Genomic DNA, 17508 nt, shown 5'->3' with positions numbered 1-17508 from the left:
TCGTTATTATTTTTGAGTTGATGGGATCATTGGCAAATCTAAGCCTTGTTCCTCGGCACAGTTAACAGCGATGTCATAACCGGCATCGGCATGGCGCATCACGCCCGTGGCTGGGTCATTGCGAAGTACACGGCCGACACGTTCAGCAGCAGCATCAGTACCATCACAAACAATGACCATGCCCGAATGTTGCGAGAAGCCCATACCAACGCCACCGCCATGGTGTAGGGATACCCAAGTCGCACCGGACGCGGTGTTGAGAAGGGCGTTGAGCAATGGCCAGTCGGATACGGCATCGGAGCCATCCATCATGCCTTCTGTTTCACGGTTCGGGCTAGCGACAGAGCCTGAGTCGAGGTGATCACGGCCAATAACGATTGGCGCTTTAAGCTCGCCATTTTTAACCATTTCGTTAAAAGCTTTACCTAGACGGGCACGGTCTTTCAGTCCCACCCAGCAGATACGGGAAGGTAAGCCTTGGAACTGGATGCGCTCGCGGGCCATGTCTAGCCAGTTGTGCAGGTGAGGGTTATCAGGGATCAGCTCTTTGACTTTTTGGTCTGTCTTGTAGATATCTTCCGGATCGCCAGATAGCGCCGCCCAGCGGAACGGGCCAACACCCTCGCAGAATAACGGACGAATATAGGCTGGAACAAAGCCCGGGAAATCAAAGGCATTTTCAACACCGACCTCAAAGGCCATTTGGCGGATATTGTTGCCGTAATCGACAGTCGCCGAGCCTGCAGCTTGCAGCGCTAACATCGCTTCAACTTGAACGGCCATCGATGCCTTGGCAGCTTTAACCACTGCTGCTTCGTCTTGCTGGCGCATCTGTGCAGCGTATTCCATGGTCCAACCCTGTGGTAGGTAACCGTTTAGCGGATCATGGGCCGATGTTTGGTCAGTGGTGCAATCAGGAACAATGCCACGACGGACAATTTCAGGGTATACATCTGCCGCATTGCCAAGTAGACCAACAGAGACCGGTTTACCGGTTTGCTTGGCTTCTTCGATAATCGCCAAGGCTTCATCTAATGAGGTCGCTTTGCAATCGACATAGCCGGTACGCAGGCGGTAGTCGATTCGGCTTTCATCACACTCAACGGCTAACATTGAAAAACCCGCCATGGTCGCAGCCAGTGGCTGAGCGCCACCCATACCGCCAAGGCCACCGGTGAGGATCCAACGCCCCGAGCTGTCACCATTGAAGTGCTGCTTTGCCATGGCAACAAAGGTTTCGTAGGTGCCTTGGACGATGCCTTGGGAGCCGATGTAGATCCAGCTGCCCGCGGTCATCTGACCGTACATCATCAAACCTTCTTTATCGAGCTCGTTGAAGTGTTCCCAGTTGGCCCAGTGAGGGACCAAGTTTGAATTAGCAATGAGTACCCTAGGCGCATTACTGTGGGTTTTGAATACACCGACAGGTTTACCAGATTGCACCAGCAGAGTTTCATCTTCTTCAAGGCGCTTTAGCACCTCGACAATTTTGTCATAGCACTGCCAATTCCTTGCAGCACGACCAATACCGCCATATACCACCAAAGCGTGTGGGTGTTCCGCTACATCAGGATGCAGATTGTTCATCAGCATCCTTAGCGGAGCTTCGGTTAACCATGACTTGGCATTTAGCGTGGTGCCTGTTGGGGCGATAATCGTCCGGCTTTCGTCCAAGCGTGGTTGGGTATCTTGTGTCATGTGGCTCTCCTTGCAATGCTGTCAATGTAATAGTTTAAGAAGACAGCGGTGTTGATTAACGTAGGGCACGGGCGATGGTCCAAGCCAATCGCGCAGCGAGTCGTGCAGTTTGGGTGTCGATATCAAAACGGGGGTTGTATTCCGCCATATCGGCAACCAGTACTTTCTTGCTTCCTGCGGTGGTTTCTGCCGAAAGTACCGTGTTGAGCAATGGTTCTATGATTTCCTGCGGCACGCCTCGCGCGGCAGGAGCACTGACTCCCGGTGCGGTACTGGCAGGGAATACATCAATATCTATGGTGAGGTAGAGGTAGTCGCATTGGGCAATAAAGTGCTCCAGTGATTCGATAATCAGTGGCAGCCGCTGGTGGGTAAGTTCGCAATCATCGAAATACAGCACCCCCATTTTGTCGGCTTTGTCATACAGCGCTTGGGTATTGCTAGCGCGGTTCAAGCCAAGACAGGCATAGTTGAAAGGCCAGCCTTGGAGCTCACAAAAACGTGCGATTTGCTGAAATGGGGTGCCTGAACTGCCTCGCTCGGCCGATGAGCCTGGAGGGGGATTACGCAGATCAAAATGGGCATCAAAGTTGATAATGCCGATTTTCGGTACTTTGTTGACGATATCCAACTCTTCAGATTTAAACCCACCTCTTGGGGTATGTTGCGTTTGCAAGACGTGCTGCTTTTGTAATAAATAGCTACCGAGCCCTTGGAAAGTTCCCCAAGCCACTTCGTGGCCACCGCCTAATACAATCACTTTGTGGTTTTGGCGAAGGGCGCGGCATACATCTTCCCCGAGGCGTTGCTGGGCAAGTTCGAGATTACCGTCGTTGCAAAGAATATCTCCACCGTCATAGGCTGGCTCTGTGTGGTGCCAAGCTAGATTCGCCAACGCTTTTCGAATCGTTATTGGTGCATCAAAGGCACCTGTGCGGCCTTTATTACGTGATACGCCTTCATCACAGGCGAATCCGAGTAGCATGATGCCCGGCTCATTCGCTTCGTCAGCTGGCTTTATCACTTCATGCCAACGTAATCCGAGGCTACCATCTTCTGGATCGCTACGACCTTGCCAGACCGTCATATCAACTGGCATATGATGCTCCTTATCGCTCTGAGTGTTGGTGAATGAATAGTTCACCGTTGACTACCCGCGCTTTGAGATCTGGAACACCAATACGGTACGACAGCTCGGCAGGGTGGGATACAGTCCAAATTGCCAAATCGGCCTGCATTCCTTCACGGATTTGACCGCGTAATCCGCCCATCCCAAGTGCTTGGGCCGCATTTGTGGTGACACCTTGTAGGCATTCTTGCGGTGTCATTCGGAACAAGGTGCACGCCATGTTCATCATGGTACGGATTGACGCGATGGGGGACGTTCCGGGATTGAAATCAGTGGCAATCGCCATTGGCACGTTTAACTCACGTAACTGATCAATGGGCGGCATTTGGTTTTCGCGCAGGAAATAAAAGGCACCGGGTAGCAGGGTAGCAACAGTGCCACAGGCAGCGAGGGCAGCGACCCCTTCGTTATCGAGGTATTCAATATGATCGACAGACAGTGCCCCCATTCGGGCAGCCATTGTGCTGCCACCTAGATTGGAAAGTTGCTCAGTGTGCCCTTTGATAGCAAGGCCATGTTTTTGGGCCGCATGGAAAACTCGCTGGCACTGTTGCGTACTGAAACCAATACCTTCACAGAAGACGTCAACAGCATCGGCCAAGTTCTCCTGTGCCGCGGCCGGGAGAATTTCATCACAAATGAACTGAATATAGCGGTCTGGATCATCGGAGTATTCCGGTGGTAGAGCATGAGCTGCCAGTAGGGTGGTGGATACGTTAATATCAGGCATCTCCCCAATACGTCGGGCAACCCTTAGCATTTTTAGCTCGTCATCAAGAGTCAGACCATAGCCTGATTTGATCTCTACGGTGGTTACCCCCTCATTTTTCAAACCGTGCAAACGCTCAGAGGCAAGTCTAAACAGAGTCTCTTCAGATGCTTCGCGGGTAGCCCGAACAGTGGATAGTATCCCTCCGCCTGCTTTTGCGATTTGCTCATAGGGCACACCGTTAAGACGCTGTTCGAACTCAGAAGCGCGGTTGCCGGCAAATACAAGGTGAGTGTGACAGTCTATCAGTCCCGGAGTAACAAGCGCTCCCTGACAATCCATAACGTCAGGGTGGCCGTGGCAGTCAAAATGTTCCTTGTGGCCGGCATACACAATCACCCCATCTTGGATACCAATCATGGCATCGTTGATGACTTGGTAGCCATCATCGCCTGCAAGGGTGACCATATTGACGTTTGTCAGCACTCTATCCATTTCGTGACCCTGAAGTTATTAGTATTTCTAGTGGTTGTTTCTAGCAATAGTTTCTAGAACCCATAATGTATATACAAATAAATAGGCAATTAGAGGCTGAAATTCAAGGTGGGATGTAAATGAAATGTGACCGTAATTGTAATTAATTGCTGACAAATGTTGAATTATGAGAGGGGTCGCACGTTTGATTCTGGTCTAGCCAGCACAAAATAATGGTCGATGGTGATATGACCCCCGTAAAGTAGACGCGGGGTTACTCGTTACTTGCCAAAGATCCGACCTGGGCTCGTGAGCTGAGTTTGTATTTATTGCCTGGATGATAGAGCAGGGCGGTACTGATTAAGTTTTTATTGCTCCAGGTACGGCGGTTGAGCAGTAAGCAGGGGGACTGGGGACTGACCTTGAGCAACTCAGCAATACGCAGTGGCGCGAGCAATGCTTCGACAGTATGTTCAATATCACTGAGCGGACAGGCTTTGACCAAGTACTCATTGGGCGTTTGAGAATTAAAGTCTTGCTCAATATAAGCTGGGGCATGATCGGGGTTAACCCAGCGCTCTTCCAGTTGTATGGGAGAGCTATTTTCGAAATGGACAATTTGGGTGAAATAGACCGCAGTACCTTGGCGGACACCTAATCGCAGGGCGATATCCTCGGTCGCGTGAATGGTCGACTGGGAGATCACATCTGAGGTGTAACGATGCCCTCGATTCTTTACCTCATCGGCAATATTGCGGATCTCCATCAGCGGTGATTCAGCTTTTTTGTTACAGACAAATGTACCGAGGCGAGGCGTTCTTTCAAGGAAGCCTTCCTTGACCAATTCGGTGATGGCTTTGTTTGCCGTCATACGACTGACCGAGAATTGTTCCGACAGCGCGATCTCGGTAGGGATTTTATGACCAGGTGGCCATTGGCGAGCGTGAATCCGTTCCAATAGGTAAGCCTTGATTTGCTGATAACGAGGTGACTGAGCCATAACACTTTCCTAATTGCCTATACAAATCAAAGCAACTTTCTTCCTTAATTTCAAGTTTTGAACGCTACAACCGTGAAATAGCTACAGTTTGCTTAGGGATAAACCAATAACGGTGATCGACATGGCGACAAAAGAAATGCTCTTCTTGGCTTGCTTTGAAAGTGATGTACTGGCTGAAAAGAAAACAATCACGATCCGTGATGAATCGGATAGCCACTATGACGTTGGGAGCCGCGTTAATGCAGTGATTTATCAAGAGGGCAGGCAATTTGGCCGACTTGATATAGTTGGCGTTGAACCTGTTTTGTTTGATGAATTGAACGAGACCCATGCGGTACAGGAAAATATGTCACTTGAGCGGTTGCGAGAGGTACTTGAAGACATTTACCCAGGCACCAAGCAGCTTTATGTCGTTAGTTTTCGTCTTGTACCCAAGTGAGTTGGGAATATAGGAAAATAAATCAGGCATGGCTTTGCAAAGTGTCACAGGCGTTTGTTATAGTTGCTGCTTCGCTCAGCCATTTTGGTCTGCTCAGTATTGCAGCGCCGGATTTCTGAGCTTCTTTTATTTAGCTCTCATAGCTTTATATTGTTAATTCAACATGTCTTGCTTGGTGTGCAAGACCACTGTGAAAGGATATTTACATGCCTGTAATTACTCTTCCTGACGGCAGTCAGCGTCAATTTGACAACCCAGTATCTACAATGGAAGTCGCGCAATCGATCGGTCCTGGTCTTGCGAAGGCAACTATTGCCGGTCGTGTTAATGGTAACCGTGTAGACGCGTGTGACCTGATCGAAGAAGATGCTAGCCTTGAAATCATCACTGTTAAAGATGAAGTAGACGGTCTTGAGATCGTTCGTCACTCTTGTGCTCACCTTCTTGGTCATGCGATTAAGCAGCTGTACCCTGAAGCGAAAATGGCGATTGGTCCAACAATCGATAATGGCTTCTACTACGACATCGACCTAGAAGAGTCGCTTACGCAAGAAGATCTTGAAAAGATTGAAAAGCGTATGAAAGAGCTGGCGAAAACCAAATACCAAGTTATCAAGAAAAAGGTCAGCTGGCAGGAAGCACGTGATACGTTTGAATCACGTGGCGAATCATACAAAGTGGAAATCCTTGACGAGAACGTTTCTCGCGATGACCGTCCAGGCCTATACCACCACGAAGAATACATCGATATGTGTCGTGGTCCACACGTACCGCACATGGGCTTCTGTCAGCACTTTACACTGCTGAACGTTGCTGGTGCTTACTGGCGTGGTAACAGCGACAACAAGATGCTTCAACGTATCTACGGTACCGCTTTCCACGATAAGAAAGCACTTAAAGCGCACCTTACTCGCCTAGAAGAAGCGGCTAAGCGTGACCACCGTAAAATCGGTAAGCAGCTAGACTTGTTCCACATGCAGCAAGAAGCACCGGGTATGGTGTTCTGGCACCACAATGGTTGGTCTATCTTCCGTGACCTTGAAGTCTTCATTCGCGAAAAGCTGACTGAGTACGGTTACCAAGAAGTAAAAGGTCCACTAATGATGGATCGCGTGCTTTGGGAACGTTCTGGTCACTGGGACAAGTACGCAGAAGCAATGTTCACGACGTCTTCAGAGAACCGTGAATATGCTATCAAGCCGATGAACTGCCCAGGTCACGTTCAGATCTTTAACCAAGGCCTGAAATCATACCGTGATCTACCGCTACGTATGGCTGAGTTTGGCTCATGTCACCGTAACGAACCATCAGGCGCACTACACGGCATCATGCGTGTACGTGGCTTTACTCAGGACGATGCCCACGTCTTCTGTACAGAAGAGCAGGTTCAGGCTGAAGTAACCAGCTGTATCGAGATGGTTTACGACACATATCAGACATTTGGCTTTGATAACATCGTTGTTAAGCTGTCTACACGCCCTGAGAAGCGCGTAGGTTCTGATGAAATGTGGGATAAAGCAGAGTCAGATCTAAAACTTGCACTAGAATCAATGAAGATCCCTTACGAGATTCAAGAGGGTGAAGGCGCGTTCTACGGACCGAAAATTGAATTTACTTTGCATGATTGTCTAGATAGGGCTTGGCAGTGCGGCACAGTTCAGTTAGACTTCGCACTCCCTGAACGTCTAGGTGCAACTTACGTTGGTGAAGATAACGAGCGTCATACGCCTGTTATGATCCACCGTGCTATTCTAGGTTCACTAGAGCGTTTCATCGGTATCCTTATTGAAGAATATGCTGGCTTCTTCCCAACTTGGTTGGCGCCTCAGCAGGCGGTTGTGATGAATATCACTGATAGCCAGGCAGAATATGTTCAACAAGTAGTCGAAAAACTTCAAAAATCTGGAATTCGTGTGAATGCGGACTTGAGAAATGAGAAGATTGGCTTTAAAATTCGCGAACATACTTTGAAGCGTGTACCATACATGCTCGTGTGCGGTGACAAAGAAGTCGAAGCAGGCGAAATTGCAGTACGTACTCGCAAGGGTAAAGATTTGGGTAAATTTAAGATTGACGACCTTGTTGCATACTTGCAGCAAGAAGTTAGCAGTCGCAAGCTCAATGTTGTGGAGGAATAAGGTATTAAAGGCGGAAGAAGAACCCAAGCACCAGTTAAGCAAAATGCACATCGCTTAAATGGTGAAATTCGTGGCGTACGTGAAGTACGTTTAACTGGTCTAGACGGTGAATCAGTTGGTGTTGTTTCTATTGAAGAAGCAGTAAATCTTGCTAATGAAGCTGGTGTAGACTTAGTTGAAATCAGCCCTAATGCCGAGCCACCAGTTTGTCGCGTGATGGACTATGGCAAGTACCTGTTCGAAAAGAGCAAGGCTGCTAAAGAGCAAAAGAAAAAGCAGAAACAAATCCAGATCAAGGAAGTTAAATTCCGACCTGGTACGGACGAAGGCGATTATCAGGTAAAACTGCGCAACCTGAGTCGCTTTTTAGAAGAGGGCAACAAGGGCAAGGTCACACTGCGTTTCCGCGGTCGTGAAATGGCCCACCAGAGTCTTGGTATCGAGCTTCTAAATCGTATTAAGGAAGACCTCATCGACCTAGCGGTTGTTGAAAGTTTCCCTAATCGAGTAGAAGGTCGTCAAATGACGATGATGCTTGCTCCAAAGAAGAAGTAATTAAGGCATTCAAGTAGCTAAAAGCGCTGCTTAACAGCAGCGCTTTTGTTCGCCTTATTACTATGTTATTAACTATCAACAATGCGGAGTCTCATCATGCCTAAGATGAAATCCAACAAAGGTGCTGCTAAGCGTTTCAAGAAAACTGCTGGTGGCTTCAAGTTTAAGCACGCAACTAAGCGTCACATCCTGACTAAACGTACTACTAAGAACAAACGTCAGCTTCGTCCAAACGCTATCCTTCCTAAGTGTGAAGTGGCAGCTGTTGCACGTATGCTTCCGTTCGCTTAATCGTTTTTAGTTTTATTTTTTAATTTTAGTTAGGAGTCTCCTATGCCTCGCGTAAAACGTGGTGTACAAGCACGTGCACGTCACAAGAAAGTTCTTAAACAAGCTAAAGGTTACTACGGTGCACGTTCACGTGTTTACCGCGTAGCTTTCCAAGCTGTTACTAAAGCTGGTCAATACGCTTACCGTGACCGTCGCAACAAGAAACGTACTTTCCGTCAACTTTGGATTGCACGTATCAACGCTGCTGCTCGTCAGAACGGTATGTCTTACAGCCGTTTCATCAACGGTCTTAAGAAAGCGTCTATCGAAATCGATCGTAAGATCCTTGCTGATATCGCTGTATTCGACAAAGCTACCTTCGCGGTACTAGTTGAAAAAGCAAAAGCTGCACAGTAATTAATTACTGTCTAGTTTGATGTTGAAAGGAGAGCCTCGGCTCTCCTTTTTTCGTTTGGTTATAAAATCCGCTTTCCATTTCTCGTCAAAAACTTCAATTTACCATTTTCCGCTCCCACCAAATTGCCACCTTTGTCATCTGCCGCTTGAATAATTAAAATGATAAACATCAAAAAAATAATACGTGACAGTGTTCATATTGGGGCGGGCGTGATAATGTTTGACTTCCAATATATTCATTAAAAACAGGATGTTAAAGTGAAATTTTGCTACGTAAAGGTTAGTGTTGTTGCGGCGGCCGTTGCATTTCTTTCTGGTTGTGAAACAACGAATGCAATCCCATATAAGGCTTCGGCAAGCAATGTTGCGACAATACAAACAACGCTGGATGATGACTCTAGTTTAGCTGTGGGAAAAGTTACAATGAGCGATGATGTATCGTTACTTTGTCGCTTGAATGGTGATGTTGTGGTGTATCCCGGAAAGACAATTCCTGAATATGTTCAAGATGCATTCCTCGAAGAGCTAATTATGGCGCAGAAGTATAGTGCCAAGGCTTCTAAGGTTGATATTGATTTAGAGGATGTGTCATTTAGCTCGGTATCACCAGCGAGTTGGCAGATTACTGCTAATGTAGCCTCTACAAATGGTGAGAGTTTCCTCGTTAATATTAAACATGAGTTTGATACAAGCTGGTCAGCTGCTGGCGCGTGTAAAAATGTTGCAGATGCGTTTGGTCCAACGACACAAGCGCTAATAAAAGAAATTGTGAATAACGAGAAGTTTGTATCGTTAGCCCAATAAAGCAATAAAATGATTGAGTGATATTACTTAAAGCCCACATATTGTGGGCTTTGTTGTCAGAGGTGGTCGATTTTGAGCGGCTGATAACGGTTCAACTTCCCTCCCTTCCATGCCGCTAGAGAATATGGTTGAGGGTATTGTTGCTGCGACAATGTGTACTGCCAGTTTCCCTCAAGAGCAGCAAGTCACAGCTGGTACCATCAATTAACCTAGCCTTGAGAGGAAATGGTGTTTTTTTCACGCAATCCAACGGTTTTCTTACGATTGGGTTTGGATTTAGACGCATGTTTCTTTAGTATGTATCGTTACGCGAATTTATATCTCCCTAAAGGACGCCACCTGTAGGTGGATGAGGAAACGATGCAACATCTAGACGAGATTATTGCCAACGCAACGGCAGCTATCGAGCAGGCTGATTCATTAGTCGCTCTGGACGAAGTGCGTGTCCAATATTTGGGCAAAAAGGGTGAATTGACCCTTCAACTTCAAGGTTTGGGTAAACTTCCACCGGAAGAGCGTCGCTCTGCTGGTCAGGAAATTAACAAGGCTAAAGGTGCCGTTCAGCAAGCGATTGTCGCTCGCAAAGACGCACTTCAGCGTGCCGAGCTTGAAGCCAAGCTAGCGGCTGAAACGATTGATGTGACCCTTCCAGGTCGTCGCATTGAAAATGGTGGTCTGCACCCAGTAACACGTACTGTTGAGCGTATTGAGCAGTTCTTCGGCGAGCTAGGCTTTAACACTGAGTCTGGTCCTGAAATCGAAGATGCATTCCACAACTTCGATGCGTTGAACATTGCTGAAGATCACCCAGCACGTACTGACCACGATACTTTCTTCTTCAACCCTGATCTAATGTTGCGTACTCACACGTCTGGCGTTCAGATCCGTACGATGGAAAATGGCAAGCCTCCTTTCCGTTTCATCGCTCCGGGCCGTGTTTACCGTAACGATTATGATCAGACGCACACCCCAATGTTCCACCAGGTGGAAGGTATGCTGGTTGATGAGAATGTAAACTTCGCGCAACTTAAAGGCATTCTTCACGACTTCCTATGTAACTTCTTCGAAGAAGAAGTGGAAGTGCGTTTCCGTCCTTCTTACTTCCCGTTCACTGAGCCTTCAGCTGAAGTTGACGTTAAAGGTAAAAACGGTAAATGGCTTGAGGTACTAGGCTGCGGTATGGTTCACCCGAACGTACTTCGTAGTGTGGGTATCGACCCTGAGAAATACTCTGGTTTTGCATTTGGTATGGGCGTTGAGCGTCTAACCATGCTTCGTTACGGCGTAAACGACCTACGTGCGTTCTTCGAGAACGACCTTCGTTTCCTAAAACAATTCAAGTAATCCAGAGGTTCATACACTATGAAATTTAGCGAATCTTGGCTTCGTGAGTGGGTAAACCCTGCGGTTACAACTGACGAGCTAACTCACCAAATCACTATGGCTGGCCTTGAGGTAGACGACGTACTACCTGTAGCTGGCACATTTACTGGCGTTAAAGTGGGTCAGGTTGTTGAGTGCGGCCAGCACCCAGATGCTGACAAACTGCGCGTCACCAAAGTAGATGTTGGTGCAGAAGAACTACTAGACATCGTTTGTGGTGCTTCTAACTGTCGTCTTGGCCTGAAAGTGGCTGTAGCGACTGTTGGTGCTGTACTACCAGGCGATTTCAAAATCAAGAAAGCCAAACTACGTGGTCAGCCTTCTCACGGCATGCTTTGCTCATTCACAGAGCTGGGTATTGACGTTGAGTCTGACGGCATCATGGAGTTGGCTGAAGATGCGGTAAACGGTACAGATTTCCGTGAATTCCTAGGTCTAGACGACGTGACTGTTGATGTTGACCTAACGGCAAACCGTGCTGACTGTTTCAGCATTCGTGGTCTTGCTCGCGAAGTTGGCGTACTGAACCGCGCTGATGTGACAGAACCAACGGCAGAAGCAGTGGCTCCGTCTATCGACGACACTGTATCTATCGAAGTGAAAGCACCTGCTGCATGTCCACGTTACCTTGGCCGTGTGGTTAAGAACGTGAATGTTCAGGCTGAAACGCCGCTTTGGATGCAAGAGAAACTTCGTCGTTGCGGAATCCGTTCAATCGATCCAGTTGTCGACATCACAAACTTTGTTCTGCTTGAGCAGGGCCAGCCAATGCACGCATTTGATCTTGCTAAGATCGAAGGTGGCATCGTGGTTCGTATGGCAGAGCAGGGTGAGAAGCTAACTCTTCTAGATGGCAACGAAGCTGAGCTAAACGCAGATACGCTGGTTGTGGCAGACCACAACAAAGCGCTAGCAATCGCTGGTATCTTTGGCGGCGAACAGTCCGGTGTAACAACTGAGACTAAAGACGTGCTACTAGAGTGTGCGTTCTTCGCTCCGGATCATATCCGTGGTCGTGCACGTAGCTACGGTCTTCACACTGATTCTTCAATGCGTTTCGAGCGTGGTGTGGATTACGCACTGCAAGTGAGCGCAATGGAGCGTGCTACTCAGCTTCTCGTTGAAATCTGTGGTGGTGACGTTGCCCCTGTTGTTGCCCAGGAGTCTGAAGCCGATCTTCCTAAGCCAAACACAGTAGCACTGCGCCGCACGAAACTAGACAACCTACTAGGTCACCACATTGCTGACAGCGATGTGGTTGAGATCCTAGAGCGTCTAGGCCTGAGCGTAGAAGCAACCGAAGCGGGTTGGACTGCAACTGCACCGACATGGCGCTTCGATATCGCCATCGAGCAGGATCTGATCGAAGAAGTTGGCCGTATCTACGGTTACGACAACATTCCAAACCAGAACCCAGCTGCAGCACTTAAGATGAACGATCACGTAGAAGCGAACCTTCCGCTTAAGCGTGTTCGTAACCTGCTTGTTGACCGTGGTTACCAAGAAGCGATCACTTACAGCTTTGTTGAACCAGAGCAGCAGAAACTGATCGTTCCTGGCGTTGAGCCGCTAGTCCTGCCATTCCCAATCTCTGCGGATATGTCAGCTATGCGCCTTGGCCTAATCCAAGGCTTGCTAAACACCGTTGTTCACAACCAGAAGCGTCAGCAACCACGTGTTCGCCTATTCGAATACGGCCTACGTTTCATCCCATGTGATAACGCTGAGAACGGCATGCGCCAAGAGCCTATGCTAGCCGGTGTTATTGCGGGTACACGTAGCGAAGAGCATTGGGATATCGAAACCAACACCGTTGATTTCTTTGACCTGAAAGGCGATCTGGAAGCCGTTCTTGAGCTTTCTGCTAACGAGAAGGCATACAGCTTCGCAGCGGCTAACCATCCAGCACTTCACCCTGGCCAATCTGCAGCAATCGTTGTAGATGGTAAGCAAGTTGGTGTGATCGGTACAGTTCACCCAGAACTAGAGCGTAAGTTTGGTCTGAACGGCCGTACTATCGTATTTGAAGTAGAATGGTCTGCGATCAACACCAAAGTGATCCCAGAGGCTGTTGCGCTTTCTAAGTTCCCTGCTAACCGTCGTGACATTGCCGTTGTTGTTGATGAAGCCGTTGCTTCTGGTGACATCGTAAACGCTTGTCTAGAAGCCGGTGGTGAATTCCTAACTGACGCTAAGCTGTTTGATGTTTACGTTGGAAAGGGCGTTGAAGAAGGCAAGAAGAGCTTGGCGATTGCCCTGACACTTCAGTCTCTTGAGCGTACGCTTGAAGATGCTGACATTGCAGGTTCTGTCGATGCGATTGTTGCCCACGTATCAGAGAAGTTTGGTGCGTCACTGCGTGACTAATTCAATTCGTTGATTGCTAAAAACCCTGCCAATTAGGCAGGGTTTTTTTTGCCTTAAATTTGCCTGATAGGCGATGTCAATGAGGGAAGGGTAGCAGACATCTCTCTGGGCGGTTGAGAGGGGATTTATAGGGATGTGCCAGTAGAATGGCAATGAGGCAAAAAGTGATGTGTTTTTAAGTCATTGTTTTATAAATTCGTCCTGAGCGTTGTAATTTTTTTGATCTGAATCTAAATACGGTAACTTTCTGATAGATAGCGGTTATTTCTACATCAACACATAATATCAGCAATATATGTTGGAAGTTGGCGAGTTTTTAGCAAATTTTGCCAGTAATTATTCGTAATAAGCACAACAAGGTGCATGGAATAGGCCTATTTGTGCTAGCAAAAATCAATTATTTAAAGATAAGTTGACATAAAAAAGTTGGCGGAAATCAGCAAGTTGGCATAAACTTGTCTCTAGTTAGGATTGAGGGCGGAGAAGCAGGCTAATTTAGCGTTTTCTGGCTTCTGTCCGACTCGACTAATTCGCTGTAGGAATGACCTATGTCATCCTACAATCCATTCAATATAGTCTTGAGGGAATTATCTATGGCGCTCACAAAAGCCGATTTGGCTGAGAACCTGTTTGAAAATGTTGGATTGAGCAAACGGGACGCCAAGGATACGGTGGAAGTCTTCTTTGAGGAAATCAGAAAAGCGCTTGAATGTGGTGAACAGGTTAAGCTATCAGGTTTTGGTAACTTTGATCTTCGCGACAAGAACGAGCGTCCGGGAAGAAATCCAAAAACGGGTGAAGATATTCCTATCTCAGCCCGCCGTGTTGTGACTTTCCGTCCAGGTCAGAAATTGAAAGCTCGCGTAGAAAATATCGAAATCGAACAGTAATCGCGAATTCATTGACAAAACCGAACCCGGGTAAGGTGTGTAGAACTTACCCGGGTTTTTTATATTTAAAATTTAGCCATTTGCGCAATAGATTGAATATGTTCGGAGCGATTAACTCCCCAATCTTTGTTGCTGTACTTCTGATCGCCTAGGGCAAAAAGGGAAACCGTATGTCTTACGAGTGTTAAGTTGTGCGTGTAATGTTAAATTTATGTTTTTACATGGTTTCAATGTGAATCTTGCAGGGGTAAAATGAAGCCATTCTATTAGCGCTAAATTAGCTAATAACATGGAGGTGGTTAATGGGAATGCTACAGCTGGTAAAGGAAGGCAAGTTTCTGACAGCAACATTGGATATGAGTCTGCCTGAAGAACAAGGGACGTGGCTGGCTGAGTCAGGTACAGAGTTCACTCTTATGGGGCGGGGTATTCTTCAGATTTCACCTACTGGTATTTCCTCCGACGCTAAAGACATTGTACTTTCATCTGGCGTACATGGTGATGAAACCAGCCCCATTGAATTGTTGCAACGTCTTGTTAGCCTAACCGTGTCGGGCGAAATACAGCCTGTTCATCGATTGCTAGTGATTATTGGCCATCCTGAGGCTATCAATTTACAGCGGCGTTTTGTTGATGAGAACATGAACCGATTGTTTAAGGCTAGCAACGCAGAATTAAACCCAGATTGCATTCGAGCTAATCAATTACAACGGGCCGTCAGGGCGTTTTACCTGCAAGGTAATGGTGAAGAGCAATCTCGCTGGCACCTTGATCTGCACTGTGCAATAAGAGGCTCTACCCACTATACGTTTGTGGTTAGTCCATTTTCGACCCACCAAACCCGACAACGTGATTTGTTTGTTTTTCTTCAGCAGGCCGAAATCGAAGCGGCGTTATTATCCAACGCGCCTTCACCGACATTCAGTTGGTATAGCGCGGAGTACTTTGGAGCCCAAGCCCTAACGGTTGAATTGGGTAAAGTGGCACCATTTGGTCATAATGATCTGCAGCGTTTATCGCCGTTCTATCAAGCGCTGGTTGAGCTTGTCACTCAACTAAGCCCTGACTATCAGTGGCAGAAAGAGAAGCTTGTTGTCTACAAAGTGACAAGATCCCTGATGAAGCAGACTGAGCATTTCACGTTGAATTTCCCTGATGATCAAGCCAACTTCACCATGTACCCGCAGGGAACGTTGCTGGGGCGTGACAAAGACATTGAATATTACGTACTGGAAGAAGGGGAGGCGGTCGTTTTTCCTAATACCAAAGTGGCTATTGGTCAACGAGCCTGTTTGCTGGTAAAAAAGGTTGAGGTTAGTATTGATGGACAGGTTAAAGCCGTCGTTTAATGCACTGGTTGCCGCATTCTATAAAAGCTAACTTTCCATTTTATGAGTGAGGCGGTATGGTAAGGCGTCCTTAGTCATTATGCCTTCTTATACATGCTGTTAAATGATCTTTTACTTCGCCGTCAAATGAGATGGCGTATGGGCTTTGCCATCGCGGCTGTAGCTTTAACCGTTGCCTGCTTTCTCTCCCTGTCTGTCGGTGAAATCTTTATCTGGCCGTGGTCTGCCCAAAGCGGTCTTGAGCAACAATTGCTGCTTCAGCTTAGAATGCCTCGATTATTGGCTGCGATTGCCGTTGGTGCATCACTGGCGGCGTCAGGTGCGGTACTACAAGTATTGTTAGGCAACCCGCTGGCCGAACCGGGCGTGCTGGGTATTTCCGGAGGGGCAAGCCTCGCGCTGGTTATCTTGCTGTTTGCTTTACCTTTTGCGCCAACTCCCCTGCTGATGATGGTGGCCGCGATGGCGGGAGCCTTCCTCTTTACCCTTATTCTGGTTGGCTTATCGCGGCGTAAGCGGGTCTCAACCGCACGTTTGTTGCTTATCGGGGTCGCGCTAGGCATTTTGTCTGGCGCTGCTGTTACCTGGGCTTTCTATTTCAGTGATGATTTGAACCTTCGAATGCTTATGTATTGGCTGATGGGAAGTGTTGCCGGGGTGAGCTGGCATCAGCTGACGTTATTACTGTTTGTCCTGCCGGTACTGCTGTGGCTTTGTCTTCAAGGTCGTAAATTAGATTTGCTAATGCTGGGTGAGCATCAGGCAAAGCAATTGGGTCTCGATGTCGAAGCTAGCCGTTGGCGTTTAATTCTGGTGGTGTCGCTGTTGGTGGGGGCCTCGGTTGCCTTGGCGGGCGTCATCGGTTTTATTGGTTTGGTTGTCCCGCATCTACTGCGTTTGGCTCTGGGGACCGAAAACCGCTATTTACTGCCCTTGTCTGCATTGTGTGGTGCGTTGCTATTGGCATTAGCCGATACGCTTGCACGGGTCATGCTCCCCGCTGCAGAGTTGCCGGTTGGGGTAGTGATCACCAGTTTAGGTGCCCCTGTGTTTATTTGGATGCTTTTGCGTTCGCAAATTGATTAAGAAGGTTGTGAATGGAAACAATATCAGAACCACAGCCAGTGATCCTATCCGCTCAAAACTTGGCGATGCCACCGCGATTATTACCGGTTTCATTTTCTGTTCGTCGCGGTGAAATTGTCCACTTGATTGGCCCTAACGGCAGTGGAAAAAGTAGCGCAATTTCCATGTTGTCTGGTTTGGTTGAGGCCCAAGGGGAAGTTACCTTGGCCGGTGAGATTATCGCTTCGTTGGATCTCCCTCACCTTGCCCGCATGCGCAGCTACTTGTCGCAGCAGGACAAACCAGCATTTGCGGTTGGGGTTTACCATTATCTGTCGTTGGCGTTATCGCCCCTTGGTGAACTTGCCGCCAATGATGTCCAAGAAGCATTAGATGACGTCTGTGGAGCGTTAAAAATTGCAGATAAGCTCAATCGTAATATTCAACAATTGTCGGGTGGTGAATGGCAAAGGGTGAGGTTGGCTGCTGCCTGTCTCCAAGTTTGGCCAACATTGAACCCCGATGCGCAGTTACTGTTATTGGACGAACCCGCCTCGGCGCTGGATATTGGCCAAGAAGCGATTATGTACCAACTTATCCGCCGACTTGCGAGCAAAGGAATAGCAGTTGTTATGGCGAACCATGACTTGAACCGCACCCTGAGGGAAGCGGATAAAGTTATTTTGTTGAACAACGGGTCATGTGTGGTAAAGGGAAAACCACACGACGTCATGACAGTGGAGACACTAGAATCTGTCTTTTCTACGCAAGTTCAGCGGATTGAGCACGACGGCAAATCTTGCCTATTGTTTATTGATTAA

The 17508-nt window shown here is 47.8% G+C and carries 16 protein-coding genes; 12 read left to right on the top strand and 4 right to left on the bottom strand.

Going from position 1 to position 17508, the window contains the following annotated elements; genetic code table 11:
• Positions 1 to 6: 6 nt before the first annotated feature.
• The 4 genes from hutU to hutC all read right to left on the bottom strand — a co-directional run bounded on the left by hutU (position 7) and on the right by hutC (position 5010).
• The gene (hutU, locus tag C9I99_RS07305) at positions 7 to 1698 is read right to left on the bottom strand and encodes a urocanate hydratase (protein ID WP_107348202.1); all 1692 of its coding nucleotides are present in this window, start codon (positions 1696 to 1698) and stop codon (positions 7 to 9) included.
• Positions 1699 to 1753: 55 nt separating this feature from the next.
• Positions 1754 to 2797, bottom strand: a complete 1044-nt coding sequence (locus C9I99_RS07300; RefSeq protein ID WP_107348201.1) for a formimidoylglutamase — start codon at positions 2795 to 2797, stop codon at positions 1754 to 1756.
• 10 nt (positions 2798 to 2807) lie between these two features.
• Positions 2808 to 4031 carry an imidazolonepropionase gene (gene hutI / locus C9I99_RS07295; protein WP_107348200.1) on the bottom strand — a complete coding sequence of 408 codons (1224 nt, stop codon included), beginning with the start codon at positions 4029 to 4031 and terminating at the stop codon, positions 2808 to 2810.
• 253 nt (positions 4032 to 4284) lie between these two features.
• The gene (gene hutC / locus C9I99_RS07290) at positions 4285 to 5010 is read right to left on the bottom strand and encodes a histidine utilization transcriptional repressor HutC (RefSeq protein WP_107348199.1); all 726 of its coding nucleotides are present in this window, start codon (positions 5008 to 5010) and stop codon (positions 4285 to 4287) included.
• A gap of 136 nt (positions 5011 to 5146) precedes the next feature.
• On the opposite strand from hutC, the gene yqfB reads away from it, so the two are divergent.
• From yqfB to btuD, 12 genes are all read left to right on the top strand, one after another.
• Positions 5147 to 5449: a N(4)-acetylcytidine aminohydrolase gene (gene yqfB / locus C9I99_RS07285; protein ID WP_166645396.1), complete on the top strand. Its 303-nt coding sequence runs from the start codon at positions 5147 to 5149 to the stop codon at positions 5447 to 5449.
• A gap of 206 nt (positions 5450 to 5655) precedes the next feature.
• Positions 5656 to 7587 carry a threonine--tRNA ligase gene (gene thrS, locus C9I99_RS07280; protein ID WP_107348197.1) on the top strand — a complete coding sequence of 644 codons (1932 nt, stop codon included), beginning with the start codon at positions 5656 to 5658 and terminating at the stop codon, positions 7585 to 7587.
• Between the two features lie 3 nt (positions 7588 to 7590).
• Positions 7591 to 8142, top strand: coding sequence for a translation initiation factor IF-3 (gene infC / locus C9I99_RS07275; protein WP_107348196.1), 552 nt, complete (start codon positions 7591 to 7593; stop codon positions 8140 to 8142).
• 96 nt (positions 8143 to 8238) lie between these two features.
• Positions 8239 to 8433, top strand: a complete 195-nt coding sequence (gene rpmI / locus C9I99_RS07270) for a 50S ribosomal protein L35 (protein ID WP_036832349.1) — start codon at positions 8239 to 8241, stop codon at positions 8431 to 8433.
• A gap of 42 nt (positions 8434 to 8475) precedes the next feature.
• Positions 8476 to 8829 (top strand): 50S ribosomal protein L20, encoded by a 354-nt coding sequence (gene rplT, locus C9I99_RS07265; protein ID WP_107348195.1) that lies wholly within the window; start codon positions 8476 to 8478, stop codon positions 8827 to 8829.
• A 258-nt stretch (positions 8830 to 9087) separates the two neighbouring features.
• Positions 9088 to 9633 (top strand): hypothetical protein, encoded by a 546-nt coding sequence (locus C9I99_RS07260; protein WP_107348194.1) that lies wholly within the window; start codon positions 9088 to 9090, stop codon positions 9631 to 9633.
• 360 nt (positions 9634 to 9993) lie between these two features.
• The gene (gene pheS / locus C9I99_RS07255; RefSeq protein ID WP_107297789.1) at positions 9994 to 10977 is read left to right on the top strand and encodes a phenylalanine--tRNA ligase subunit alpha; all 984 of its coding nucleotides are present in this window, start codon (positions 9994 to 9996) and stop codon (positions 10975 to 10977) included.
• Positions 10978 to 10995: 18 nt separating this feature from the next.
• Positions 10996 to 13383: a phenylalanine--tRNA ligase subunit beta gene (pheT, locus tag C9I99_RS07250; RefSeq protein WP_107348193.1), complete on the top strand. Its 2388-nt coding sequence runs from the start codon at positions 10996 to 10998 to the stop codon at positions 13381 to 13383.
• 593 nt (positions 13384 to 13976) lie between these two features.
• Entirely contained in the window at positions 13977 to 14273 is a 297-nt protein-coding gene (gene ihfA / locus C9I99_RS07245) for an integration host factor subunit alpha (RefSeq protein ID WP_107348192.1), read from the top strand.
• A 302-nt stretch (positions 14274 to 14575) separates the two neighbouring features.
• Complete coding sequence (locus C9I99_RS07240; protein ID WP_107348191.1) at positions 14576 to 15622, top strand: succinylglutamate desuccinylase; 1047 nt, start codon at positions 14576 to 14578, stop codon at positions 15620 to 15622.
• Between the two features lie 93 nt (positions 15623 to 15715).
• Positions 15716 to 16708, top strand: a complete 993-nt coding sequence (btuC, locus tag C9I99_RS07235) for a vitamin B12 ABC transporter permease BtuC (protein WP_107348190.1) — start codon at positions 15716 to 15718, stop codon at positions 16706 to 16708.
• 38 nt (positions 16709 to 16746) lie between these two features.
• Positions 16747 to 17508, top strand: coding sequence for a vitamin B12 ABC transporter ATP-binding protein BtuD (btuD, locus tag C9I99_RS07230; protein WP_107348535.1), 762 nt, complete (start codon positions 16747 to 16749; stop codon positions 17506 to 17508).

This window comes from Photobacterium lutimaris, assembly GCF_003025555.1.
Lineage (GTDB): Bacteria > Pseudomonadota > Gammaproteobacteria > Enterobacterales > Vibrionaceae > Photobacterium > Photobacterium lutimaris.
Note: the sequence above shows the minus strand (reverse complement) of the source record. Positions and strands in the feature narration are given on the sequence as shown.